The sequence below is a fragment of the Streptomyces sp. NPDC006655 genome (assembly GCF_040703965.1).
Classification (GTDB): domain Bacteria; phylum Actinomycetota; class Actinomycetes; order Streptomycetales; family Streptomycetaceae; genus Streptomyces.
In genome coordinates this window covers 16,657-40,949 of the sequence record NZ_JBEYJU010000068.1, presented here as the reverse complement: position 1 = coordinate 40,949, position 24,293 = coordinate 16,657, and the positions used below count along the sequence as shown (strand labels likewise).

Annotated in this window: 17 protein-coding genes; 13 read left to right on the top strand and 4 right to left on the bottom strand. The window is 70.3% G+C overall.

Features of this window, described 5'->3' with window-relative positions; translation table 11 throughout:
* The first annotated feature begins 74 nt into the window (after positions 1-74).
* Positions 75-371, top strand: coding sequence for a hypothetical protein (locus AB0958_RS31220; RefSeq protein ID WP_366893825.1), 297 nt, complete (start codon positions 75-77; stop codon positions 369-371).
* A complete protein-coding gene (locus AB0958_RS31215) occupies positions 368-1,942 on the top strand; it encodes an ATP-binding protein (RefSeq protein WP_366893824.1) in 1,575 nt (524 codons plus the stop codon). Before AB0958_RS31220 ends, AB0958_RS31215 begins: the two co-directional genes overlap by 4 nt.
* 267 nt (positions 1,943-2,209) lie before the next feature.
* On the opposite strand, the gene AB0958_RS31210 is transcribed toward AB0958_RS31215, so the two are convergent.
* Both AB0958_RS31210 and AB0958_RS31205 read right to left on the bottom strand, forming a co-directional pair.
* Positions 2,210-2,617 (bottom strand): hypothetical protein, encoded by a 408-nt coding sequence (locus tag AB0958_RS31210; RefSeq protein WP_132890153.1) that lies wholly within the window; start codon positions 2,615-2,617, stop codon positions 2,210-2,212.
* 676 nt (positions 2,618-3,293) lie between these two features.
* Entirely contained in the window at positions 3,294-7,037 is a 3,744-nt protein-coding gene (locus AB0958_RS31205) for a GH92 family glycosyl hydrolase (protein ID WP_366893835.1), read from the bottom strand.
* Between the two features lie 424 nt (positions 7,038-7,461).
* Here AB0958_RS31205 and ngcE point away from each other — a divergent pair, with 424 nt between their 5' ends.
* The 10 genes from ngcE (at position 7,462) to AB0958_RS31155 (ending at position 21,464) form a co-directional block, all read left to right on the top strand.
* The gene (gene ngcE, locus AB0958_RS31200) at positions 7,462-8,937 is read left to right on the top strand and encodes an N-acetylglucosamine/diacetylchitobiose ABC transporter substrate-binding protein (RefSeq protein ID WP_366893823.1); all 1,476 of its coding nucleotides are present in this window, start codon (positions 7,462-7,464) and stop codon (positions 8,935-8,937) included.
* Between the two features lie 29 nt (positions 8,938-8,966).
* Positions 8,967-9,893 (top strand): sugar ABC transporter permease, encoded by a 927-nt coding sequence (locus tag AB0958_RS31195; protein WP_366893822.1) that lies wholly within the window; start codon positions 8,967-8,969, stop codon positions 9,891-9,893.
* Positions 9,894-9,898: 5 nt separating this feature from the next.
* On the top strand, positions 9,899-10,798 hold the full coding sequence (locus AB0958_RS31190) for a carbohydrate ABC transporter permease (protein ID WP_366893821.1): 900 nt from the start codon (positions 9,899-9,901) through the stop codon (positions 10,796-10,798).
* A 307-nt stretch (positions 10,799-11,105) separates the two neighbouring features.
* Positions 11,106-12,305 (top strand): ROK family transcriptional regulator, encoded by a 1,200-nt coding sequence (locus AB0958_RS31185; protein ID WP_366893820.1) that lies wholly within the window; start codon positions 11,106-11,108, stop codon positions 12,303-12,305.
* A 135-nt stretch (positions 12,306-12,440) separates the two neighbouring features.
* Positions 12,441-13,535 (top strand): substrate-binding domain-containing protein, encoded by a 1,095-nt coding sequence (locus AB0958_RS31180; protein ID WP_366893819.1) that lies wholly within the window; start codon positions 12,441-12,443, stop codon positions 13,533-13,535.
* A gap of 327 nt (positions 13,536-13,862) precedes the next feature.
* Positions 13,863-14,654 (top strand): ATP-binding cassette domain-containing protein, encoded by a 792-nt coding sequence (locus AB0958_RS31175; RefSeq protein WP_366893818.1) that lies wholly within the window; start codon positions 13,863-13,865, stop codon positions 14,652-14,654.
* Entirely contained in the window at positions 14,651-16,012 is a 1,362-nt protein-coding gene (locus tag AB0958_RS31170) for a sugar ABC transporter permease (protein ID WP_366893817.1), read from the top strand. The genes AB0958_RS31175 and AB0958_RS31170 overlap by 4 nt, the downstream gene beginning before the upstream one ends.
* Before the next feature lie 292 nt (positions 16,013-16,304).
* Positions 16,305-18,221, top strand: coding sequence for a 1-deoxy-D-xylulose-5-phosphate synthase (gene dxs / locus AB0958_RS31165; RefSeq protein ID WP_366893816.1), 1,917 nt, complete (start codon positions 16,305-16,307; stop codon positions 18,219-18,221).
* Between the two features lie 226 nt (positions 18,222-18,447).
* Entirely contained in the window at positions 18,448-19,944 is a 1,497-nt protein-coding gene (locus AB0958_RS31160; protein ID WP_366893815.1) for an amino acid permease, read from the top strand.
* Between the two features lie 71 nt (positions 19,945-20,015).
* Positions 20,016-21,464 carry a glycosyltransferase family 39 protein gene (locus tag AB0958_RS31155; protein WP_366893814.1) on the top strand — a complete coding sequence of 483 codons (1,449 nt, stop codon included), beginning with the start codon at positions 20,016-20,018 and terminating at the stop codon, positions 21,462-21,464.
* A gap of 142 nt (positions 21,465-21,606) precedes the next feature.
* Here the strand turns inward: AB0958_RS31155 and AB0958_RS31150 are convergent, their stop codons facing one another.
* Positions 21,607-21,978 (bottom strand): NTP pyrophosphohydrolase, encoded by a 372-nt coding sequence (locus AB0958_RS31150; protein WP_366893813.1) that lies wholly within the window; start codon positions 21,976-21,978, stop codon positions 21,607-21,609.
* A 64-nt stretch (positions 21,979-22,042) separates the two neighbouring features.
* Between AB0958_RS31150 and AB0958_RS31145 the strand changes: the two genes are divergently transcribed.
* A complete protein-coding gene (locus tag AB0958_RS31145; protein ID WP_366893812.1) occupies positions 22,043-23,059 on the top strand; it encodes a hypothetical protein in 1,017 nt (338 codons plus the stop codon).
* 17 nt (positions 23,060-23,076) lie between these two features.
* On the opposite strand, the gene AB0958_RS31140 is transcribed toward AB0958_RS31145, so the two are convergent.
* A complete protein-coding gene (locus tag AB0958_RS31140) occupies positions 23,077-24,180 on the bottom strand; it encodes an LCP family protein (protein WP_366893811.1) in 1,104 nt (367 codons plus the stop codon).
* Between the last annotated feature and the right edge of the window lie 113 nt (positions 24,181-24,293).

Below are 24,293 nucleotides of genomic sequence, written 5' to 3'. Positions count from 1 at the left end.
TCGCCCGCACGTGACATCGCCAAAGCCCAGCCGGAACACAGGGTTCCCCCAGCCAACCGGCACAGACTCGGTACATGTCCGCCACCACAGGGTCCCGAACCGGCCGATTCCGAGACCGCGTCCTGGCCGCCGACGACCAGCCCGGTCCCGGCGGCCTCCAGGTGCGGGCGCCCCGCGGACCACGTGACGGGACACCGAAGCCGCCCGCTCCGATCCCCACCGCCCGCAGCGCGTCGTCCGACAGCGGCGGCGGCCTCGTCGAGGCCCCCATCCCCGTCCCGCGCCGCAGGACCGACCGCGGCCGGGTCCCGAGGAGCCGCACCGCGCACGGGTTCGGTCACGTGCACCGGCCCGTGGAGGACGGCAGATGACCACCCGGCCGAGCGGCCGGCAGGCGGCGGCCAGGCCACGGAGCCGGTCGCTGCGCACCCGCCTGCTCGTCCTGGTCACCGCCGTCCTGGTCTGCGTCTGCGCCGCCACCGCCCTGGCCACCGCCCTCGCCCAACGCGCCTACCTGATGGGCGACCTGGACGACCGGGTCGGTGACGCGGTCGAACGCAACGCGGCCGACGCCGCCCCGCACCCGGAGCTGACCCGCGACCTGACCTTCCTGCGCGAGCGCGGCCGGCCGGCGGGCATGCTCGCCGCCCGCACCGACGCCAAGGGCGACATCCTGAGCGCGGCCGTCATCGGCCAGGACGCGTCCCCGCAGCCGCTCACCAGCGCCCAGAGGGCCGCCCTCCAGGGTGTCGCCCCCGACGGCGCGCCCCGCACCCGCACGGTCCCCGGCCTCGGCACCTACCGGGTCGCCGCGCTGGACGCCGACGGCATCCGGGTCCTGACCGGCCTGCCCATGGACGACGTACGGGACATGATCGACGGCCTGGTGGAGGTCGAGATCGCGGTCACCGCCGTCGGCCTCACCGCCGCGGGCATCGTGTGCGCGGTGGTGATACGACGGCAGCTGCGCCCCCTCGGCAGGGTCGCCGCCACCGCCGCCGAGGTCACCCACGCGCCCCTCGGCCGGGGCCAGTCCGCCGCCCTGACCCGGGTGCCCGAACGGGACACCGATCCGGGCAGCGAGGCCGGCCAGGTCGGTGCCGCCCTCAACCGCATGATCGACCACGTCGAGGCGTTCCAGGCCGAGACCAGACGGGGTGAGGAGCGGATGCGCCGGTTCCTGGCCGACGCGAGCCACGAACTGCGCACCCCGCTCGCCTCGATCGCCGGGTACGCCGAGTTGATGGACCGCGGCACGGACCGCATCGAGGCCGGTCTGGCCTGGCGCCGGGTCAACGCCGAGTCGGCGCGCATGCGCAGCCTGGTGGAGGGCCTCCTGCTGCTGGCCCGCCTCGACGAGGGCCACCCGTTGCAGTCCGCCGAGGTGGACCTGGCCGCGCTGGTCGCGGAGGCGGTGTGGGACGCGCGGGCGGCCGGCGCCGACCACGTCTGGCAGCTCGAACTCGACCCGGACGGCTCGGCCCTGGTGCTGGGCGACGAGGCCCGGTTGCGGCAGGTGGCGGCGAACCTGCTGGCCAACGCACGGATCCACACCCCCGCGGGCACGACCGTGACCGCAACGGTCGAGACCACCCCCGACACCGCCGTGATCCGGGTCCGCGACGACGGCCCCGGCATCCCGCCGGACCTGCTCCCGACCGTCTTCGAACGCTTCACCCGGGCCGACACCTCCCGCACCCGCGCGGGGGGCCTGGAGGGCGGCTCGGGGCTGGGCCTGGCGATCGTCGCCGCGATCACGACGGCCCACGGCGGCCGCATCGACGTGCGGAGCACGCCGGGCCACACGGAGTTCACCGTCGAACTCCCCAGCGCCCGGCTCCCGCCCGCCGACGCGCCGCTGCGGGCCCGGACCGCGCCGGCCTGGGGGCTGTCCGGCGGATCAAGCCGCGGGAAAGCAGGGGCGACGCATCGGCCGAGGTGAGCGGGGTCTGGTGCGTCCGATGGCAAGGCGGAGGAGCCGTGGCCGATCAGCCGCTGCCGCGGCGGGCGACGCGGTGGGGGCACATCCCGGCCGGAGGCTGGGGGACGTCGGCGACCGCCGACGACGCCGCTGGGGGTCCCCCCACGCCTTTAGGGCAGTGGGGGAGGGCGCGCCAGACCCCGCGTCTGAGGCATGATCTGCCGGACGGTCCCTGGGGATGAGGAGGGCGCCCACGGAATCCGTGGGCGCCCTCCTGCCGCCCGGGTCTCAGTCGTAGGGGTTGATCGACAGGCCGGACGAGCTGCAGTTGTCGAAGGTCGTGTCGCGGCAGACCGTCACCCCGAGGCTGTGGATACCGCCCACCAGGCTGCCGGACAGGCTGCTCCAGGTGCTGGTGGTGCCGCAGCCGCTGGAGTTCCAGTGGTTCGGGAACTGGAAGCCCGGCGCGGTGACGTAGAAGTACACCGGGTGGGCGTCACAGGAGGTGTCGCTCAGTTTCACGTTGCGCAGGGTGAACGACTCGGAACCGGTCCAGTCGACGGTCAGCGAGACGGACGCGCCCGTGGTGCTGGCGCTGAGCGGCTGGTTGTCGGCGGCGGCGGCCGTGCCCGGGGTGAACCCCAGGGCGACGGCCGCGAGACCGGCGGCGACGGCGGTGATCCCGCGCTTGTTCATGAATTCTCCCGTGTGTTCGGGCGAGGTGCCGTCCCTCGCCGCGGTGTGGTGGCCCGGCGGCCAGGCGACTCGGTGGCCTGGTGGGCCGGTGGGCCGGTGGGCCTGGTGGCCGGTTGGCCCGGCGGCCCGGTGGCCCGGTGCCAAGCGGCCTGGTGGCCCGGTGCCAAGCGGCCCGGCGGCCCGGTGGGCTGGCGGCAAGAGGCTGTCGGTGTCTCCCGCGCCCCGCCAAGCGGTTTCGGCCACTTGGGAGGGTGGGATGACGACGGCCTTCCGACCTGCGGCGTCGCGGAGCCGCCGGGATGTCGCTGGGATGCCGCTGGGACGCCGGGCTGTTTCCCACGTCCCCGAAACGGTGCACCCCGTCCACACCGTTTACACCCGCCCCGGTCCGCGCTAGCTTCACGGGAAGTGGGGTGGGAGCGCTCCCATCGCGGCGGACCGGAACCCGCCGACGGGCCGGACCGCTCCCGCCCCACGTCCGTCTCCTGACCGGCGGGGACAGTGCGACCGGCCCGCCCTGTCAGGCCGGTCGACGTGCGCGACCCGCTCTGGGCGGCCGGTCGACGTGCGCGACCCGCTCCGGGCGGCCGGTCGACGTGCGCGACCCGCTCCGGGCGGACGCCGGTGCCCGGTTCCCACCGGGCGCCGGGTCCGCCCGAAGCGGGCGGGCACCGCCTCAGGCGAGCAACTCCACCTCCGCCAGGGTCGCTTCGCCGTCCAGGACGAGCCGGTAGTGCGCATAGGCCCCGGGCTTCTGGACGGTGAACGCCCTCGTCTGCAGGTCCCAGTCGAAGGACTGACCCGAACGCCGGTCCAGGGTGCGCCAGCTGGTCCCGTCCGCCGACCCCTGGAGGGTCCAGCCCGTCGGCGCCCTCGTGTGGTCCGACGGCGAGGTGAGCGTGTACTGGACGCCCTTGACCGGCCCCGGCACCGGCAGGTCCACCGACCTCACCGTCTCCTGGGTCGCCGACGTGTTGTCGAACAGGGCGCCCCGGGGTTCCAGGACGTCCGAGCGCGGTGCCGGGACCCTGTCGTCCTGGGTGATCGAGACCGGTCCGGCGTTCCGGCCCGTGCCCCAGGCCGACGGCTTCGGGCCCATCGCGAAGTCGACGACCCCGCCCCTGGCGACGAGCGCGTGCGGCAGCGAGGTCGATGTCCACGGGCGGCCGTTGACGCGGACGCCCTGCACGTAGACGTTCGTGGCGCTGTTGCGCGGCGCGCGGATCACCAGGTCGCGGCCGTTCTCCAGGTGCACCGTCGCCTTCCTGAACAGCGGGGAGCCGATGGTGTAGTCGCCGCTGCCCATGACCAGCGGGTAGAAGCCGAGGGCGGAGAAGAGGTACCAGGCCGACTGCTCGCCGTTGTCCTCGTCGCCGTGGTAGCCCTGGCCGATCTCGCTGCCCAGGTAGAGCCGGGAGAGCGCCTCCCGGACGTAGGCCTGCGCCTTCCAGGGCTCACCGGCCGCGTCGTACATGTAGATGACGTGGTGGGCGACCTGGTTGGAGTGGCCGTACATGCCCATCCGGACGTCCCGGGCCTCGGTCATCTCGTGGATGACCCCGCCGTAGGAGCCGACGAAGTCGGGGGAGGCCGTCTCCGGCGTCGCGAAGAACTCGTCGAGCTTGTCGGCGAGACCGGCCCGGCCGCCGTACAGGTTGGCGAGGCCCCGGCTGTCCTGCGGGGCGGTGAAGGCGTAACCCCAGCCGTTGGTCTCGGTGTAGTCGTAGCCCCACACGCGCGGGTCGTACGACGACGCGTCCACCCGCCATCTGCCCTGGGCGTCCTTGCCCTGGAAGAAACCGGCCTTGGCGTCGAAGAGGTTCACGTAGTCCCGGGCCCGGTTGAGGAAGTAGTCCGACTCCTCCGCGTACCGCTTCTCGCCGGTCTTCGCGAACAGGGCCTTGCCCATCTCGGCGATGCCGTAGTCGTTGACGTACCCCTCCATCGCCCAGGAGAGGCCCTCGCGGGTGTCGTCGCTGGTGTAGCCGAGGAAGGGGGAGGTCGACATGCCCTTGCGGCCCACGCCGGGGGAGGGCGGCACGACCGTCGCGTTCTTCACCGCCGCCTCGTACGCCGCCTTCGCGTCGAAGCGCACGCCCTTGACGTAGGCGTCCGCGAACGCCACGTCCGAGGAGGTGCCGGTCATCAGGTCGGCGTACCCGGGCGAGGACCAGCGGGAGGTCCAGCCGCCGTCCTTGTACTGCTGGACGAAACCGTCGACCATCTCTCCCGCCTGACCGGGCGTCAGCAGCGAGTACGCCGGCCATGTCGTCCGGTACGTGTCCCAGAAGCCGTTGTTGACGTACACCTTGCCGTCCACGACCTTCGCGCCGGTGTGCGTCGGGGTGTCCTGGCTCGTCATCGGGGAGAACGGCGATGCGTACTGGTACGTCGAACCGACCTTCTCGAAGCCGGAGTTGGGGTACAGGTACAGCCGGTACATGCTGGAGTAGAGGGTGGTCAGCTGGTCGGCCGTGGCGCCCTCCACCTCGACCTTGCCGAGCAGCCGGTCCCAGACCCGCTGGGCGCGGGCCTTCACCGTGTCGAAGGAGGTGCCGTCCGGGATCTCCTGGCGCAGGTTGTCCTTCGCCTGGTCGACGCTGATGAGCGAGGTGGCCAGGCGGAGCGTCACGGTGCGGTCGGCGCCCGCGTCGAAGCGCAGGTAGCCCTTCACGCCGCTGGAGTCGCCGCCCGTCACCGGCCTGTCGAAGACGCCGTACACGAACAGCCGTGTCGCGCCCGTCGAAAGACCCGACTTGACGTCCGAGTAGCCGGTGACGGTGCCGTGCTCCTTGTCGAGGGTCAGGCCCGCCTGCTCGGTCACGTTGTCGAAGACCACGCTCGCGTCGTCGCCCGGGTAGGTGAAGCGCAGGGCGGCCGCGTGGTCGGTCGGTGCCATCTCGGCCTTCAGGCCGTTCTCGAACCGCACCCCGTAGTAGTACGGCCGGGCGGTCTCGTCGTCGTGCCGGAAGGCCAGTGCGCGCGCCTCGCGGCCGGTGTCCGGGGCGCCGGCCGCGGCCGAGGGCATCACCTGGAAGGTCTGCCGGTCGCCCATCCAGGGGCTCGGCTCGTGGCTGGCGCTGAACGCCTGGATCGTCGGCAGGTTCGCGTCGTCGTTCGCCCGGGAGTATTCGTACAGCCAGCTCAGCGAGGAGGCGTTGGTCACCGGCGTCCAGAAGTTGAAGCCGTGCGGCAGCGCCGTCGCCGGGAAGTCGTTGCCGCGGGAGAAGCTGCCGCTGGAGTTGGTGCCGCGGGTGGTCAGCGCGTAGTCGGACAGGTGCGCCTTCGGCTTCTCGGGGGCCACCGGCGCCAGGGACACGTCGTCGATCCAGCCGCGGAACTTGGCCGGCCCCGCGGGGGAGTCGTACCCCACCAGGATCCGGTCGACCGTCCGGCCCGCCGCCACCGAACCGATCGCCGACGAGACGGCGTTCCACTGGTTGACGTACAGCGCCTTGGACGCGCCCTGCCCGCGCGGGGTGAGCGCGAACCCGTGCTCGTCCGTCGCCCCGAGGCCGCTGAGGTAGGTGCCGTCGGTGAAGGCCAGGTCCACGGAGACGTTGGTCGCGTCGTAGTCGCGGTCGCCGTCGGCCATCGACGGGAAGATCCGGTACGACAGCCGGGTGTCGCGGGCGACCTTCACGTTCACGTCGAAGACCTTGTTGTACGAGTACGCGCGGCCGGTCGCGGTGTGCCGGCCGGCGTAGCGCAGGGCGTGGGTGCCGGTGAAGCCGGCCCGTGCCTTGGCGGTGGGGGAGCCGCTCGGGCCGTGGTCGACCAGCGAGAGCATGTCCTCGGGCACCGGGCCGCCGCTGCCGCCCGTGGAGAACTGGACGTCGGCGATCTGGAGGATGTCGGGCGCGCCGTTGTTCCTCGTGACGTCGAGTCGGAAGTGCCGGTACTCGGCCGGTGCGGAGAGGTCGTACGACCTGGTCTGGAACCGCTCGGAGAAGGACTCGTCGGTCCGGGTGTCGAGGGTCTTCCAGTCCTTGCCGTCGGTCGAGCCCTCAAGGGTCCAGTCCTTGGGGTCGCGTTCGTCGTAGTCGTTCGCCGAGGTGAGGGCGTACGTCACGAGCTTGACGGGCTTGTCGAAGTCGAACTCCACCCAGCCGGTCGGCGCGAAGGTGAGCCACTTGGTGCCCGGCTCGCCGTCGACCAGGTTCTCCTTCACCTCGCCCGCGCCGGTGTTCTCGCCGTCGGCCCGCACGTCGGTCACATGGTCGGTGACGTTGCCGGGGATGCCGGTGCTGTAGCCGCCGTCGACACCCGAGGCGCGCGGGGCGCCGGCCGGGTCGGTGTCGACGGTGTCCGTCCAGTCGGGTGCCGGATCGCCAGGCTCGAACGAGGACGCGAACCGGGTGGCGGCGACCGGTGCCTTGGCGGGCAGGGCGACCGCGGCCCCCTGGGAACCCAGTGCCATGACGACGGCGGCCGTGATCACGACCGCCGTACCGGATCTGTGTCCTGTTCTTCGCTGCGTTGTCCGCTGCATCAAAACGGATACCCTCCCTGCCACGTGAGACAACGTTGTCAGCTGGGTGGCGCAGGAACCAGTAGGTGGCCAAGTGGCCCGTGATGTCAAGGGTGTTGGCTGCGGCATTCAGGGGGCTATGTCGGTTCTTTTTCCGGCAAGGCGTACCCGGGTCGCTCATATTTCCGACAGGTCTCAACTAGGAAAAGACCCGCGGCCAACCCTGCACTCGATCTTGCCCCGCTGACGGAAAGTGGACTATACCTGTCGGCGTTTCCCGCACGACTTCCTGCACGACCCAGCACGACCCGACCGCGGTGCCGGGGAGGATCCGGTTCACCGCCTGAGTCCTGGAGAAGGCGAGGACTTGAGCATGGGATCCACTTCCGCAGCACACCACGGTTCCGGTGCCACACCGAAGAACGGTGCCGAAGGTGTCGGCCGCCGCGATCTGATCAAGCGGTCCGCCGCACTCGGCCTGCTGTCCGTCCCCACCGTCGGATTCCTCTCCGCCTGCGCGAGCAGCGGCGGTGGCGGCCAGTCCAAGGACAAGGCGGGCAAGAAGACGGCGAAGAACCCGCTGGGCGTCAACGAGAGCGCGCAGCTGGAATTCGTCCTCTTCGACGGCGGTTTCGGCAAGGAATACGCCCAGGACGCGGTGAAGATCTACCAGAACGACTTCCCGAAGGCCCACGTCAAGTTCTCCGCCACCCAGAAGATCCAGTCCACCCTCCAGCCCCGTTTCAACCAGGGGACCCCGCCGGACCTCATCGACAACTCCGGCGCCGAGCAGATGGACATGGGCGTGCTGGTCGGCAAGAACCAGCTGGCCGACCTCACCCCGCTGCTCGACGCGCCGTCGTACGACGACCCGAACAAGAAGGTCCGTGACACGCTGCGCCCCGGCATCGTCGAGATGGGCCAGTTCGACGGCGACCCGGTCTGGATCATGTACTACGCCTACACGGTCTACGGCGTCTGGTACTCCCAGAAGGCCCTGCACTCCCTCGACGCGGAGTACCCGCAGACCTGGGACCAGATGCTCGCCGTCTGCGAGAAGGCCAAGAAGAAGGGCATGGCCGGCTGGACCTACGCGGGCAAGTACCCGTACTACCTCCCCTTCTCGCTGTACCCGATGATCGGCAAGGTCGGCGGCGTGGAGGTCCTGAACGCGATCGACAACCTGGAGCCGAACGCCTGGAAACACCCGGCCGTCAAGGCGTGTTTCGAGGCCTACTACGAGCTCTACCAGAAGGGCTACATCCTCAAGGGCACCCCGGGACTCGACCACATCCAGTCACAGACCGCCTGGGCGCAGGGCAAGGCGCTGTTCATCCCGAACGGCTCCTGGGTGGAGAACGAGTCGGCGAACGTCATCCCCTCCGACTTCGATCTCGCCGTCTCGGCGCCCACCGGCATCGACAAGAACGACAAGATGCCGTTCGGCACCATCTGGGCCTCCGGCGGCGAGCCGTTCATCGTCCCAGCCAAGGCGAAGAACGCCGAGGGCGGCATGGAGCAGCTGCGCATCATGCTCAGCGAGGCCTCGTCCAAGAACTTCACGACCAAGGTGAAGTCGCTCACCGCGTACAACGGCGGCACCGACGGCATCAGTCTCACCCCGGGTCTCACCTCCGGTGTCGCCGCGCTGAAGCTGGCCGGGTCGAACGTGGTGAACCCGCGGCTCCAGGACTGGTACGTGCAGCTCCAGAAGGAGAAGATCGGGGTCGCCGGCCTCGGCGAGATGATGGCCGGCCGGCTCACCCCGGCCGAGGCCGTCAAGAAGATCCAGGGCTTTGCCGACGAGGCCGCCAAGGACACCTCGATCAAGCACTACAAGCACCAGTAATCGCGGATCCCGACGGCACCGGAGTGGCGATGCAGCACGGCAAGTACCGGTTCATCGTGGGGTTTCTGGCGTTGCCCCTCGGACTGTACGCGCTCTTCGTGGTGTGGCCTTTCGTCCAGTCCATCTACTACTCGTTCACGGACTGGACCGGCCTCAGCCCCGAGTTCAAGATGGTCGGCCTGGACAATTACCGGAGGATGCTCCACGACGAGATCTTCTGGAAGTCCTTGCAGCACAGCTTGATGTTCGCGGTCGTGCTGCCGCTGGTGACGATCGGCCTCGCGCTGTTCTTCGCCTTCATGATCAATGTCGGCGGCCGGAAAAGGCGCGGCGGCCCGGTCGTCTCCGGGGTCCGCGGCTCCTCCTTCTACAAGATCGTCTATTTCTTCCCGCAGGTGCTCTCCATCGCGATCGTCTCGCTGCTGTTCGCCTTCGCGTACAACCCGGACAGCGGCGCGATCAATTCACTCCTGCGCGGAATCGGTCTGGACGACGTCCAGCCTCTGTGGCTCGGCGACCCGAGCCTCGCCCTGTGGTGCGTGATGGCCGTACTGGTCTGGTCGACGGTCGGGTTCTTCGTGGTCCTCTTCTCGGCGGGCATGGCGTCCATCCCCACCGATCTCTACGAGGCCGCCCTGCTCGACGGCGCCGGCCGCGCCACCACGTTCTTCCGCCTCACCCTGCCGCTGCTGTGGGACACCGTGCAGTCGGGCTGGGTGTACATGGGCATCCTCGCGCTCGGCGCCGAGTCGTTCGCGGTCGTGCAGATCATGACGACCGGACCGGGCGGCCCCGACTACTCGACGACCGTGTTGGTCCTGTACGTGTACCAGAAGGCGTTCCGGGACGGTCAGGCCGCCTACGCCACCACCATCGGCGTCGCCCTGCTGGTCGTCACCCTCGCCTTCGCGGCGATCGTGATGCGGCTGGGCCGTCGCGAGCGGCTGGAGTACTGAAAGCGATGACGACGACCGAGACCGATGTCACCGTCACGAAGGCCGACATCCCCGAACCGGCGCCGTCCGGTACGAGGCGCGAGGGCGGCGTCCTCAACGTCTTCTCGCACGGCATCCTGGTCATCTGGGCGGTCATGGTGGTCACGCCGCTGCTGTGGGCGGTGATGACGTCGTTCAAGGACGACAGGTCGATTTTCAGCTCGCCGTGGGCGCTGCCCGACAGGCTGCACTTCGACAACTGGTCGCGGGCGTGGACCCAGGCCAACATGAGCGACTACTTCCTGAACACCGTCCTGGTGGTGGGCGGCTCGCTCATCGGGACTCTGGTCCTCGGCTCGATGGCCGCCTATGTCCTCGCCCGCTTCGACTTCCCGGGCAACCGCTTCATCTACTACCTGTTCATCGGCGGCATGAGCTTCCCGATCATGCTGGCGCTGGTCCCGCTGTTCTACGTCGTGAACAACCTGGGCCTGCTGAACACGATCCACGGGCTGATCCTGGTCTACATCGCGTACTCGCTGCCGTTCACGGTGTTCTTCCTCACGGCCTTCTTCCGCACCCTGCCCACCTCGGTGGCCGAGGCCGCCTTCGTCGACGGCGCCTCGCACACCCGCACCTTCTTCCAGATCATGCTGCCGATGGCGAAGCCCGGCCTGATCAGTGTCGGGATCTTCAACTTCCTCGGTCAGTGGAACCAGTACATGCTCCCGACGGTCCTCAACACGGACCCGGACAAACACGTCCTCACCCAGGGCCTGGTCCAGCTGGCGGTCAGCCAGGGCTACAAGGGCGACTGGTCCGGCCTCTTCGCGGGCCTGGTGATGGCGATGCTCCCGGTGCTCGCGGCCTACATCGTCTTCCAGCGCCAGGTGGTGGCGGGACTGACGGCGGGAGCTTTGAAATAGGCCGAGGGTTCGCGACCCGAAAGGGGCGCGGGGAACTGCGCGACCAGCCACGACGCACCCGCACGGCCCCACCGGGCGCACCCCGCGACCCCCTCTCCGACCTGCTGCCCAATGGCCTAGACATGTCCGTCGCATGTCCCCCAGGCAACCCCCGAACCGCAAACGATTTCTCTCAAGGACTTGACGGCGGTAACCCGTTCAGAAGAGCTTGGAGTTCATAACTTGTAAGTGGCCCGGTTCCGTAGATGTGACCTGGGTCACCTTGGCGGCGCCGTGGCCGCCTCCGATGGCAGGAGTGGATGGGTCGATGGAGACTCCGGGGTCGCAGTCGTCGCTGCACCGAGCCAACCTGGAACGGGTCGTACGGGCCGTACGACTGGCCGGATCGCTCACGCAGGCGGAGATCGCGCGCACGACCGGCCTGTCGGCGGCGACGGTCTCCAACATCGTGCGCGAGCTCAAGGACGGCGGAACGGTCGAGGTCACGCCCACGTCGGCGGGCGGCCGCCGGGCCCGCAGCGTGAGTCTCAGCGGTGATGCGGGCATCGTCATAGGGATCGACTTCGGCCACACCCACCTGCGCGTCGCGATCGGCAACCTCGCCCACCAGGTGCTGGCCGAGGAGTCCGAGCCGCTCGACGTGGACGCGTCGTCCAGCCAGGGCTTCGACCGCGCCGAAGAGCTGGTCAACCGCCTGGTCTCGGCGACCGGCGTGGACCGCTCGAAGATCGCCGGAGTGGGGGTCGGCGTGCCCGGCCCGATCGACGTCGAGTCCGGCACCCTCGGCTCCAGTGCCATCCTGCCCGGCTGGATCGGCGCGAGACCCGCCGAGGAGCTCAGACTGCGCCTCGGCGTCCCCGTGCACGTGGACAACGACGCCAACCTCGGTGCCCTCGGCGAACTGGTCTGGGGCAGCGGCAAGGGCGTCCGTGACCTTGCTTACATCAAGGTCGCCAGCGGTGTCGGCGCCGGTCTGGTGATCAACGGGAAGATCTACCGGGGGCCCGGTGGTACCGCCGGAGAAATCGGACATATTACGCTCGATGAAGCCGGTCCGGTCTGCCGCTGCGGCAACCGCGGCTGCCTGGAGACCTTCGCGTCGGCCCGCTACGTGCTGCCGCTGCTCCAGCCCAGTCACGGCACCGCGCTGACCATGGAGGGCGTCGTGCGGCTGGCCAGGGACGGCGACCCGGGCTGTCGTCGGGTGATCGGCGACGTGGGCCGCCACATCGGCAGCGGCGTGGCCAACCTCTGCAACCTGCTGAACCCGAGCCGGGTGGTCCTCGGCGGCGACCTCGCCGAGGCCGGAGAGCTGGTTCTCGGGCCCATCAGGGAGTCCGTGGGCCGCTACGCGATCCCCAGCGCGGCCCGCCAGCTCTCGGTGCTCCCAGGGGCCCTCGGCGGCCGCGCCGAGGTGCTCGGGGCGCTCGCTCTCGCGCTCAGCGAGATGGGCGATTCGACCCTTTTGGATGGGTCGTCACCCGCTGTTGCACCTGCCTTCACTTAGAGAACGAATGGCGCCGTTGCCATCTCGTTAAGTATTTACTTCTTGACGTCGAACTTGCGGCCGAGTTGACTTCGAGCCACCTCGGCCGCAGCGTTGCGGCCCTGTCAGGGAGGCACCCCTCAAATGAACGCAACGATGCGTAGAGTCGTCATCGGCACCGCCGCGGTTTCCATGGCGCTGTCGCTCGCCGCCTGTGGCAAGGCCGGCGATGACAAGAAGAGCGACTCGTCGAGCAGCAGCTCCTCCGGTGGGAGCAAGACCATCGGCCTGCTGCTCCCCGACAGCGTGACCGCGCGCTACGAGAAGTTCGACAAGCCGTACTTCGAGGCGCAGGTCAGCTCGCTGTGTGCCGACTGCAAGGTCGAGTACGCGAACGCTGCGGGTGACGCGGCCAAGCAGGCCCAGCAGGTCAGCAGCATGGTCACCAAGGGTGTGAAGGTCATCGTGATCTCCGCCCAGGACTCCGCGGCCATCAAGTCCTCCATCGACGCCGCCGTGGCCAAGGGCATCAAGGTCGTCGCGTACGACCGCCTCGCGCAGGGCAACGTCTCCGCCTACGTCTCCTTCGACAACGTCAAGGTCGGCCAGCTCCAGGGCCAGGCCCTGCTGGACGCCCTCGGCTCCAAGGCGACCACCAAGTCGAAGATCGTCATGATCAACGGTGACGACGCCGACCCGAACGCCGGCCAGTTCAAGAAGGGCGCCCACCAGGCCCTGGACGGCAAGGTCGACATCGCCTACGAGCAGTCCGGCCTGTGGAAGGACACCGTCGCCGCGCAGAAGGTGAAGGCGGCCATCACCCAGCTGGGCGCCAAGAACATCGCGGGCGTCTACTCCGCCAACGACGGCATGGCCGGTGGTATCGCCACCACTCTCAAGGGCGCCGGCATCAGCGGCATCCCGCTGACCGGTCAGGACGCGGAGCTCGCGGGTATCCAGCGCATCGTCGCCGGCACCCAGTCCTCCACCGTCTACAAGGCGTTCAAGCCGGAGGCCGACGCCGCCGCCACGATCGCGGTGGACCTGCTCCAGGGCAAGAGCATCTCCTCGCTCGCCACCACCACGCAGACCAGCGGCTCCGGCAACAAGGTGCCCTCCCAGCTGCTGACCCCGGTGTCGGTCACCAAGGCCAACATCAAGGACACGGTGATCAAGGACGGTCTGTACACCGTCTCGGACATCTGCACCGCCGAGTTCGCCAAGGCCTGCAAGGCCGCCGGCCTTCAGTAGCCGCGCCCCGGAGCCCCCGGGCTCCGGCCGCCAGCGCCCGGGTGATCGCAGTACGACACCCGGGCCCCGGCCGCCCGACGAGCGATGCCCCCGCGCGAGCGGGGCGCCCCGTCCGGCGGTCTCGCGAAACTCCTCCGACGCCCGCTCCGGCCTTCATACCCCGCTGCCGGAGCGGGCGTCGGACGGACCCGTTGCCAAGTGCCGCGGATTCGCGCATGTTCATCTTGTAAACCACGTGCGTCCGCCCGGGGAACTCCCGGGCTGCCGCACGTCCCTCCGCGCCTGATCAGCAAGCGCGGCATCCCCGCCGGTCAGGCGGCGAAGGAGATGGTTCACGTGTCCGCTACGCCCGTGCTGGCGTTGCGCGGAGTCTCCAAGAGGTTCGGTGCGGTGCAGGCACTCACCGACGTCGAACTGGAGGTCCACGCCGGAGAAGTGGTCGCCCTGGTGGGCGACAACGGCGCAGGAAAGTCGACCCTGGTCAAGACGATCGCGGGTGTGCATCCCATCGATGAGGGCGTCATCGAGTGGGAGGGCAACCCGGTCAGCATCAACAAGCCGCACGACGCCCAGGGGCTCGGCGTCGCGACGGTCTACCAGGACCTCGCGCTCTGCGACAACCTCGACGTGGTCGGCAACCTCTTCCTCGGCCGTGAGCTGCTGCACCGCGGCGTCATCGACGAGGTGACGATGGAGAAGCAGGCCCGCGAGCTGCTGTCCACGCTCTCCATCCGGATCCCGAGCGTGCGGATCCCGATCGCCAGCCTCTCCGGCGGTCAGCGCCAGGTCGTGGCCATCGCCCGCGCCCTGATCGGCGACCCCAAGGTCGTCATCCTCGACGAGCCCACCGCGGCCCTCGGTGTCGAGCAGACCGCGCAGGTCCTCGACCTCGTCGAGCGGCTGCGCGAGCGCGACCTCGGCGTCATCCTCATCAGCCACAACATGGCCGACGTCAAGGCGGTCGCCGACACCGTCGCCGTGCTGCGCCTGGGCAAGAACAACGGCTCCTTCCCCGTGAAGAGCACCAGCCACGAAGAGATCATCGCCGCGATCACGGGTGCCACGGACAACGCCGTGACCCGTCGTGCGGAGCGTCGCACCACGGAGGCGGCAAAGTGAGCGAGACATCCAACAAGACCGTGCAGGGCGACGAGTCGCCCAAGGTCGAGAAGAGCGCGGCCGCCGACGCCGCCGCGGCCACCGCCACGGTCGCCGCACCCGCCGAGGACCCCACGGCCGCGGGTGTCGCGGTCGTCGACCCGCGGCTGCTGGTCCGTGAAGAGGGCCTCAAGGGCTACCTCACCGAGTTCAAGCGCAAGGTGAAGGGCGGCGAGCTGGGCTCGCTGCCGGTGGTCATCGGCCTGATCATCATCTGGACGATCTTCCAGCTGAAGAACAGCCTGTTCCTCAGCGCGGACAACCTCTCCAACATCAGCTACTTCCTCTCGGCCACCGGCATGCTCGCCATCGGCCTGGTGTTCGTGCTGCTGCTCGGCGAGATCGACCTGTCCGTCGGTTCGGTCAGCGGCCTGGCCTCCACCGTGTTCGCCGTCTTCGTGGTCAACCACGGGATGAACCAGTGGCTCGCCCTGATCCTCACGATCATCACCGGTGTCGGCATCGGCGCGCTGCACGGCTGGTTCTTCGCCAGGATCGGCGTGCCGGCGTTCGTGGTCACCCTGGCCGGCTTCCTCGGCTGGAACGGCCTGATGCTGTGGCTGCTCGGCGACAGCGGCACGATCAACATCCCGGCCGACTCCGGTCCGGTGCACATCCTCGGCCAGTCCTCCTTCTTCATGGACCAGGCCATCATCGGCGCCTACCTGCTGGCCGGCCTCGGTGTCGTCCTGTCGGCCCTGGGCCAGTTCAACGAGCAGCGCCGGCGCCGGGCCGCCGGTGTGCCGTTCCGGCCCACCAGCGAGATCGTCGTCCGCGTCGCCCTGCTCGCGATCGCGTCCTTCGTGGCCGCGGCCGTCCTGAACAGCGCGGCCGGTGTCTCCAACGCGCTGGTGATCTTCCTCGCCTCCCTGGTGATCGTGGACTTCGTGCTGCGTCGTACGACGTTCGGCCGCAAGGTCTTCGCGGTCGGCGGCGGCATCGAGGCGGCCCGTCGTGCGGGTATCAGCGTGCCGCTGGTCCGCATCACGGTCTTCGCGATCTCCGGTGGCTTCGCGGCGATCGGCGGCATGTTCTTCGCCGGTCAGACGGCGAGCGCGACGCTCAACGCCGGTGGCGGCAACACGCTGATGCTCGCCATCGCGGCGGCGGTCATCGGTGGTACGTCGCTGTTCGGCGGCCGTGGTTCGGTGTGGTCGGCCCTCCTGGGCATGCTGGTCATCCAGTCCATCCAGACCGGCCTCGACCTGCTGAACATGAACACGTCGATCCAGTACATGATCACCGGTGGGGTCCTGCTGGGCGCGGTCGTCATCGACTCCGTCTCCCGCAAGAGCCAGAAGGCGGCCGGACGCGGATAGCGCGTGAGCGCCGCGGGGGTGCGGTGGTGACGCGGGTGCCGGTCCGTAGTGGCTGGTCGCGCAGTTCCTCCCCCAGCCTCCGGCCGGGGGTACCCCCAGCGCCCCCTAGGTAGGACAAGTGGCCCGGCACCGTTCAGGTGCCGGGCCACAGCTGTGTCTCAGGAACCCCTTCGATGGGTACTGCCGTTCGCGTGACGTATGACGTACAGCCCGCGCGTCGGCCGCCCGGGCGGAACATTAGACTCGACGAGCCCGGCAACAGCTCGATCAGCTCTACTGCAAGGAGGCACGGGTGCCGCTGCTGACCCGTATCAGGGGACCGCGCGATCTGGACCGGCTCAGCACCGAGGAGCTGGTCCAGCTGGCGGAGGAGATCCGGAGCTTCCTCGTGGACGCGGTCTCCAAGACCGGCGGACACCTCGGTCCCAACCTGGGCGTGGTCGAGCTCACCATCGCCCTGCACCGCGTCTTCGAGTCGCCGAAGGACAAGGTGCTCTGGGACACCGGCCACCAGTCCTACGTGCACAAGCTGCTCACCGGCCGCCAGGACTTCTCCAGGCTCAAGCAGAAGGGCGGCCTGTCCGGCTACCCCTCGCAGGCCGAGTCCGAGCACGACGTCATCGAGAACAGCCACGCCTCCACGGTGCTCGGCTGGGCCGACGGCATCGCCAAGGGCAACCAGCTGCTCGAACGCGACAGCCACGTGGTCGCCGTGATCGGTGACGGCGCCCTCACCGGCGGTATGGCCTGGGAGGCGCTGAACAACATCGCCGACGCCAAGGACCGCCCGCTGGTCATCGTCGTCAACGACAACGAGCGCTCGTACGCCCCGACCATCGGCGGCCTCGCCAACCACCTGGCCACCCTGCGCACCACCGACGGCTACGAGCGCTTCCTGGCCCGCGGCAAGGACCTCCTGGAGCGCACCCCGGTCGTCGGCAGGCCGCTCTACGACACCCTGCACGGTGCCAAGAAGGGGCTCAAGGACTTCATCGCCCCGCAGGGCATGTTCGAGGACCTCGGCCTGAAGTACGTCGGCCCCATCGACGGCCACGACATCGAGGCCCTGGAGTCGGCCCTGGCCCGCGCCAAGCGGTTCGGCGGCCCGGTGATCGTGCACTGCCTCACCGAGAAGGGGCGCGGCTACCAGCCCGCCCTCCAGGACGAGGCCGACCGCTTCCACGGCATCGGCCCCATCCACCCCGACACCGGTCTGCCGGTCAAGGCCTCCGGCGCCGACTGGACCTCCGTCTTCGGCGACGAGATGGTCGAGCTCGGCAAGGAACGCGCGGACATCGTCGCCATCACGGCGGCCATGCTCCAGCCGGTCGGCCTGAAGAAGTTCGCGGACACCTTCCCGGAGCGGATCTACGACGTCGGCATCGCGGAACAGCACGGCGCCGTCTCCGCCGCCGGCCTCGCCACCGCGGGCCTGCACCCGGTCTTCGCCGTGTACGCCACCTTCCTCAACCGCGCCTTCGACCAGGTCCTGATGGACGTGGCCCTGCACCGCTGCGGGGTGACCTTCGTCCTGGACCGGGCCGGCGTCACCGGGACCGACGGCGCCTCCCACAACGGCATGTGGGACATGTCGATCCTCCAGGTCGTCCCCGGCCTCAGGCTCGCCGCCCCGCGCGACGCCGACCAGGTCCGCGCCCAGCTGCGCGAGGCCGTCGAGGTCGACGACGCCCCGACCGTCGTCCGCTTCTCCAAGGGCGCCGTCGGCCCCGCCGTACCCGCCGTGGGCACCGTGGGCGGCATGGACGTGCTGCGCGAGCCGGGCACCGACACCCCGGACGTCCTCCTGGTCTCCGTGGGCGCCCTCGCGCCGATGTGCCTGGAGATCGCCGGCCTCCTCGACAAGCAGGGCATCTCCACCACGGTGGTGGACCCCCGCTGGGTGAAGCCGGTGGACGAGGCGATGGCCCCGCTGGCCGAGCGGCACCGGGTGGTCGTCACCGTGGAGGACAACGTCCGTGTCGGCGGCGTCGGCTCCAGCATCGCCCAGGCCCTGCGCGACGCGGGCGTGGACGTCCCGCTCCGCGACTTCGGCATCCCGCCCCGCTTCCTGGACCACGCCTCCCGCCCCGAGATCATGGCGGAGATCGGCCTGACGGCCCCCGCCATCGCCCGCCAGGTCACGGGCCTGGTGGCCAAGCTGGACGGCCAGCCGACGGATGTCAGTTCGGTGGAACCGGCGAGGGACTGATCGAAGCCGCCCCAGCCGGAGCGCCCCTTTAGGGGCGCTGGGGGTACCCCCGGCCGGAGGCTGGGGGAGGAACTGCGCGACCAGCCCCCACCGGCCCGCACCCCAGCGCGTCCCGCACCACCCCCTGGGTCGGTCTCCCCACCTCTCCGGTGGCGAGACCGGCCCATCTGCGTGAACCTGCCTTTGCCGGGCATACGCACCTCCGGCTCTCTCGGGAGGTAGGCACGTGAGCAGCACCCTGTTCAGGACCAAGAACGTCGAGCAGTCCATCAAGGACACCGAGGAACCGGAGCACGCGCTCAAGAAGTCGCTCTCGGCCCTGGACCTCACGGTCTTCGGCGTGGGTGTCATCATCGGCACCGGCATCTTCGTCCTGACCGGCACCGCCGCCAGGAACAACGCGGGGCCCGCGGTCGCCCTGTCCTTCGTGGTGGCCGGCGTCGTCTGCGGCCTGGCCGCGCTCTGCTACGCGGAGTTCGCCTCCACCGTCCCGGTGGCCGGCTCCGCGTACACCTTCTCCTACGCCTCGCTCGGCGAGTTCCCCGCCTGGATCATCGGCTGGGACCTGGTCCTCGAACTCGCGCTGGGCACCGCGGTGGTCGCCGTCGGCTGGTCGGGGTACATCCACTCCCTGCTGGACAACGCCGGCTGGCACCTGCCGGCGTACCTCAGCGGCAGGGACGGCGCCCACGGCTTCGGCTTCGACATCCTCGCCGCCGCCCTCGTCCTCGCCCTCACCGCGATCCTCGTCATCGGCATGAAGCTCTCCGCCCGGGTCACCTCGGTCGTCGTCGCCATCAAGGTCGCCGTCGTCCTCGTCGTCATCATCGCGGGCGCCTTCTTCATCCACAGCGGCAACTACACCCCCTTCATCCCGCCGAAGGTGGCCGTGCCGGCCGGCGGCAACCTCAAGGCGCCGCTGATCCAGCTGATGATCGGCTGGGCGCCGTCCAACTTCGGCGTGATGGGCATCTTCACCGCCGCGTCCGTCGTCTTCTTCGCCTTCATCGGCTTCGACGTCGTGGCCACCGCCGCCGAGGAGACCCGCAACCCGCAGCGCGACGTGCCGCGCGGCATCATCGGCTCCCTGATCATCTGCACCGCCCTGTACGTGGCCGTGGCCATCGTGGTCACCGGCATGCAGAAGTACACCCAACTGTCCGTGGACGCCCCGCTCGCGGACGCGTTCAAGGCGACCGGGCACCCCTGGTTCGCCGGTCTGATCAGTTTCGGCGCCGCCGTCGGCCTCACCACCGTGTGCATGATCCTGCTGCTCGGCCAGTCCCGGGTGTTCTTCGCGATGAGCCGGGACGGGCTGCTGCCCCGGTTCTTCTCGCACACCCACCCGAAGTTCCGCACCCCGTACCGGCCGACCATCCTGCTCGGCGTCATCATCGCGATCGTGGCCGGCTTCACCAGTCTCAGCGAACTCGCCGAACTCGTGAACATCGGCACCCTCTTCGCGTTCATCGTCGTCGCGATCAGCGTGATCATCCTGCGCAACACCCGCCCCGACCTGGAGCGGTCCTTCCGTACCCCGTGGGTGCCGGTGCTGCCGATCCTGTCCGTGCTGGCCTCGCTGTGGCTGATGCTCAACCTGCCCGCGGAGACCTGGCTGCGGTTCGCCGTCTGGATGGTCATCGGCTTCGTCGTCTACTTCTTCTACGGCCGCACGCACAGCCGCCTCGCCGGGCAGCAGCGCACCCCGGTGGACGCTCCGTAATCATCAGCCTCACCGCTCCGGCCCCGTATGTCCCGTCCTGACGGGACCGCGGGACGGATAGCGTGCACTCCATGCTCGCCGCGCCCCTCGCTCAGCCACGGTCCGTAGTCGTACGGAAGGGGTACTGGCCCCGGCTGCTGCCGTCGCTCGCCGCGCTGGCCTGCGTGACCAGGGTGCCGTCCTTCGTCCGGCCGCTGTGGAACCCCGACGAGGGCTACCTCGCCGTACAGGCGGGGATGCTGGCGCGGGGCGGGCAGCTGTACCAGACGGTCGTGGACCGCAAGCCCCCCCTGCTGCCCTGGCTGTACGAAGGGGTGTTCGCGGTCTTCGGGTCCGGTTCGCTCGCCCCGGTCCGGGTCCTCGCCGTACTCGCGCAGCTGACCACCGCCGTGCTGCTGGCCTCGCTCGCCCGGCGCCGCTGGGGCGACCGCGCGGGACGTACCGCCGGGGGGCTGTACCTGCTGGTCTCCGTGGGACTCAACCCCGAGGACGCCCAGGCGGCCACCTTCGAGGTGTTCATACTGCCCTGCACGGCGGCCGCGATGTGGTGCGCCGACCGTCGCCGCTGGGCCGCCGCAGGGGTGGCCGTCGCGTGCGCCGTCCTCACCAAGCAGACCGGCGGCGCGGTCCTGCTGCCGGTGGTGTGGCTCCTGCACCGGTACGGCGACGCGCGCGCGGCCACGCTGCGACTGGCGGCCGGCGCGGTCCTGCCGGTGCTGGGCGCGGCCCTGGCCACCGACCCGGCCGGCTTCGTCTTCTGGACGGTCACCGGATCCGGCGCCTACGCCTCCTTCACCGGTTCCGAACTCCATGTGCTGGGGCGGGCGTTGACCAACACTGCGATCCTCGCCGCGGCCTGTGCCGGTCTGCTGCCGCCGGTCGTACGGGCCCTGCGCGTCGCCCGAACCGGGGCCGTCGACCTGTGGCTGTGGCTGGCCGCGTCGGGGGCCGCCGTCACCCTCGGTCTCCACTTCTTCGGCCACTACTTCCTGCAACTCACCCCGCCCCTGGCGCTGTTGGCCACCGCTGCGCTCCAGGTACTGCCGCGGGAACGGGTCACGGCCGCCGTCCTCACGTCCTGCTGCGCCTGCGCCCTGTTCCTGACCTGGGGACTGTGCGCCCCGCGCACCGAACTCGCCCACGCCCAGCGGCTGGCGCTCGCCCTGGACCGCCGCAGCGCGCCCGGTGACCGGGTCCTGGTCTGGGGCATACACCCGGAGACGTACTGGCTCGCCGGCCGTGCCCCCGCCACCCGCTACCTCACCGCCGGCCTCCTCACCAACTTCAGCGGCGGCCGGGACGGACCGCAGGTCGGCGAGAAGTACGCGGTGGCCGGCACCTGGCCGGTCTTCCGCGCGGAACTGGCCGCCCGCCCGCCCACCCTGGTGATCGACGACTCCCGGGGCAAGCCGTACGCCCCCGACCGGATCCCGAGCCTGCGCCGCCTGCTCACGGCCGACTACGAACCGGCGGGCGAGGTGGACGGAGCGGTGCTGTACGTCAGAGCGCCGGGGGAGTGAGGGGCCGCGACGAAGAGCGGCCGCCTCGGCCGGCGGCTCCAGGGGCCGCGACGAAGAGCGGCTGCCTCGGCCGGCGGCTCCAGGTGCCGTGTCGGGGTGCCGGCGGCCCGCCCGGGTCCGGGCCGCGGGTGCTCACCCCGGTTCAGTGCAGCAGGGCGCTCGGTCCGATCACTTCCGCTCCCAACTCCGTCACCCGGCGCCGTAGTTCACGGTCCGCGGTGATGACGAGGCGAGGGCGGCCGGGCTGCTCGGCGGCCAGTTCCACGATCCGGTCGTCTCCGCTGCCCGGCGCCGACTCCACCCGTACCCCGGGCACCGACGCCACCCCACGGGCCGCGCCCTCCACGACGAGCACCAGTTCCACGGGGGTCGGACGGCCCGGCAACCCTCGCTCGGCGAGCCGGTCCCGCAACCGCTCGGCGGCACCCCTGCGGTCCCGCCACCAGCCGTCCGGCCGCGACCCGACGACGTTCGCGCCGTCGACGATCACCAGCAGCGGAGCTTCCTCATCCATGCCCCAAGCCTCGCACGCCCGGGGTCGCCCCACTGCCCCGGACGGCCCCGCTTAAAGTGAAGCGGTGAACGGCGACTGGCTTCATCGCGGCCGTGACGGCCGGCTCAGTGTGTATCTGCCGTCGGGTGACGCCGTGCTGTGCCGGGCGGAACGCGGACCCGGCGGCCCCTGGGGCGCCCCCCGGCGGATGGGCGGCGACCAACGGTTGCACCCCGGCTTCTCGGTGGGCCGGGGCGACGACGGGTACGCCCACCTGGTGGCCTGGCGGCCGACCGTCAAGGGCGAGTCGGGCCTCGTGCACTCGACCCACTACCGCCCTCATCTCGCCGCGATGGACTGGCAGCCGATCGGCCACCCGGCGAAGCAGGGCGATGTCACCGGCACCCCGGCCGTCGCGGTGGACGCGGAGGGCCGCGCCCATGTGTTCGTCCGCAACCCGGGGCGCGGTGTGAGCATGGTCGCCCAGAAGGAGAAGGGCGGCTGGGAACCCTGGCGCGACCTGAAGGGGCGGCTGGTCGAGGACGGACTCGCGGCGGTGACCGGTGCGTCGGGGCGTGTCGAGGTCTACGCGGCCGTGCCCGACGGGATCCTGTACTGGCGTCAGGAGGAGGCGGGCAGTCCGCCCGTGCTCCAGGAGGCCCTGGAGGCACCGGTCCGGCCGGGCACCCTTGCCGCCCTCGCCACCTCGCCCGGGAGCACGACCCTCTACTACACGGACGCCGCCGGCGACCTGTGCGCCTGGCGCCCCGGCGGCAAGCCCGCCGCGCTGCTGCCGTCGGCCGGCCCCGGCCCGGTCGCGGCGATCCGCTGCGAACTGGACGGCCACGACTGCACCCTGCTCGCCCAGCGTTCGGCGAGCGGCCGGGTCGCCTTCGCCGCCTACCCCACCGAGGACGAGCGGGCCGGTGCCTGGTGGGCCGAGTCCGGCCCGCAGCTCCCCGCGGACGCGACGGTCGCCCTCACCACGGACGAGTCCGGCCGCGTCACCGCGGCGACCCTGTCCCCGGCCACCGCCCAACTCCTCCTCACCCGACGCAAGGACGAACCGGGGCTGGCCCTGCAAGCCTGGCGCGAGGTCTGACGACAACTGGCGCTACGTCAGTTACCGCCGGTGGCAGGGGACTTCTTCGCCGACTCCGGGATGGTGGCGTCGGTGCGGATCGCCTTCCAGAGCGTGGCCGCCTGCGGTTCGGCGGCCACCACGCGGTTCGGGTCGATCTTGTCGTACGCCACCGGGAGCATGATCGTCTCCATGGTCGACGGACTGACGCCGTTCAGGCTGCGGCCGAACTCGGCGAGCTTGGTGAGGGAGGCCAGTTCGGAGTCGGTGGTGAGCGCGGCGGTCAGCTTGTCGGCGATCTTGTACGCCTTGACCGGGCTGCCCAGCAGGTCCTGCTTCTGGATCTCCGAGAGCAGCGCGAGCATGAACTGCTGCTGGAGGCCTATGCGGCCGAGGTCGCTGCCGTCGCCGATGCCGTGCCGGGTGCGGACGAACTGGAGGGCCTGGGTGCCGTTCAGCCGGTGGGTGCCCTTGGTGATGTTCAGGCCGCTGGAGGAGTCGTGGATGTCCTGGTCGACGGTGACGGTCACCCCGCCTATCGCGTCGACCAGGCCCTTGAAGCCGGCGAAGTCGACCTCGACGTAGTGGTCCATGCGGACGCCGGACATCTGCTCCACCGTCTTGACCACACAGGCCGGACCGACCTGCGCGTAGATGGAGTTGAACATCACGCGCTTCGCGGAGGCGACCTGGGTGCCGTCCGCCTTGGTGCACTCGGGGCGGGTCACCAGGGTGTCGCGCGGGATGCTGACGGCGACGGCCTGCTTGCGGCCCTCGGGTATGTGCATCACCAGCGCGGTGTCCGAACGGGCGCCGGACACCTTGGCGTCGTCCAGCTTCGCGTTGGCCCCGGCCCGTGAGTCGGAGCCCAGGATCAGGACGTTCTGGCCCGAGGTGGGCAGCTTCTCCGGCCGGTCGTCGCCGATCGACCTGTTGATGTCGACGCCCTTGATGTTGCCGTCGATCCCGCTGTAGAGCCAGTAGGCGGTGCCGGCCCCGGCGAGGACCAGCACGGCCAGGGAGAGCAGGATCCAGCGGCCGGTCCGGCGCTTGCCGGTACGCCCACGCCTGCGGCCTCGCCCGCCGCCGGTCCCGGCGGCGCCGTCGGTGTCGTCGGGGGACGGCGTCGATACGTGGCTCATCCTGGTTCGAGTCCTCATGTGTCGTGCCCCGGAGGGCGAATGCGGTGGCGTGGGGACTCGGGTGGGGGAGGGCCGGTCCGTGATCTGCCGGATGACGTTGCACTATAGACACC

What these genes read in the sequence shown, in the direction of transcription:
- AB0958_RS31220 (WP_366893825.1), top strand. Translation starts at nt 75, where the DNA reads ATGTCCGCCACCACAGGGTCCCGAACCGGCCGATTCCGAGACCGCGTC.
- AB0958_RS31215 (WP_366893824.1), top strand. Translation starts at nt 368, where the DNA reads ATGACCACCCGGCCGAGCGGCCGGCAGGCGGCGGCCAGGCCACGGAGC.
- AB0958_RS31210 (WP_132890153.1), bottom strand. Translation starts at nt 2,617, where the DNA reads ATGAACAAGCGCGGGATCACCGCCGTCGCCGCCGGTCTCGCGGCCGTC.
- AB0958_RS31205 (WP_366893835.1), bottom strand. Translation starts at nt 7,037, where the DNA reads ATGGCACTGGGTTCCCAGGGGGCCGCGGTCGCCCTGCCCGCCAAGGCA.
- ngcE (WP_366893823.1), top strand. Translation starts at nt 7,462, where the DNA reads ATGGGATCCACTTCCGCAGCACACCACGGTTCCGGTGCCACACCGAAG.
- AB0958_RS31195 (WP_366893822.1), top strand. Translation starts at nt 8,967, where the DNA reads ATGCAGCACGGCAAGTACCGGTTCATCGTGGGGTTTCTGGCGTTGCCC.
- AB0958_RS31190 (WP_366893821.1), top strand. Translation starts at nt 9,899, where the DNA reads ATGACGACGACCGAGACCGATGTCACCGTCACGAAGGCCGACATCCCC.
- AB0958_RS31185 (WP_366893820.1), top strand. Translation starts at nt 11,106, where the DNA reads ATGGAGACTCCGGGGTCGCAGTCGTCGCTGCACCGAGCCAACCTGGAA.
- AB0958_RS31180 (WP_366893819.1), top strand. Translation starts at nt 12,441, where the DNA reads ATGCGTAGAGTCGTCATCGGCACCGCCGCGGTTTCCATGGCGCTGTCG.
- AB0958_RS31175 (WP_366893818.1), top strand. Translation starts at nt 13,863, where the DNA reads ATGGTTCACGTGTCCGCTACGCCCGTGCTGGCGTTGCGCGGAGTCTCC.
- AB0958_RS31155 (WP_366893814.1), top strand. Translation starts at nt 20,016, where the DNA reads ATGCTCGCCGCGCCCCTCGCTCAGCCACGGTCCGTAGTCGTACGGAAG.
- AB0958_RS31150 (WP_366893813.1), bottom strand. Translation starts at nt 21,978, where the DNA reads ATGGATGAGGAAGCTCCGCTGCTGGTGATCGTCGACGGCGCGAACGTC.
- AB0958_RS31140 (WP_366893811.1), bottom strand. Translation starts at nt 24,180, where the DNA reads ATGAGCCACGTATCGACGCCGTCCCCCGACGACACCGACGGCGCCGCC.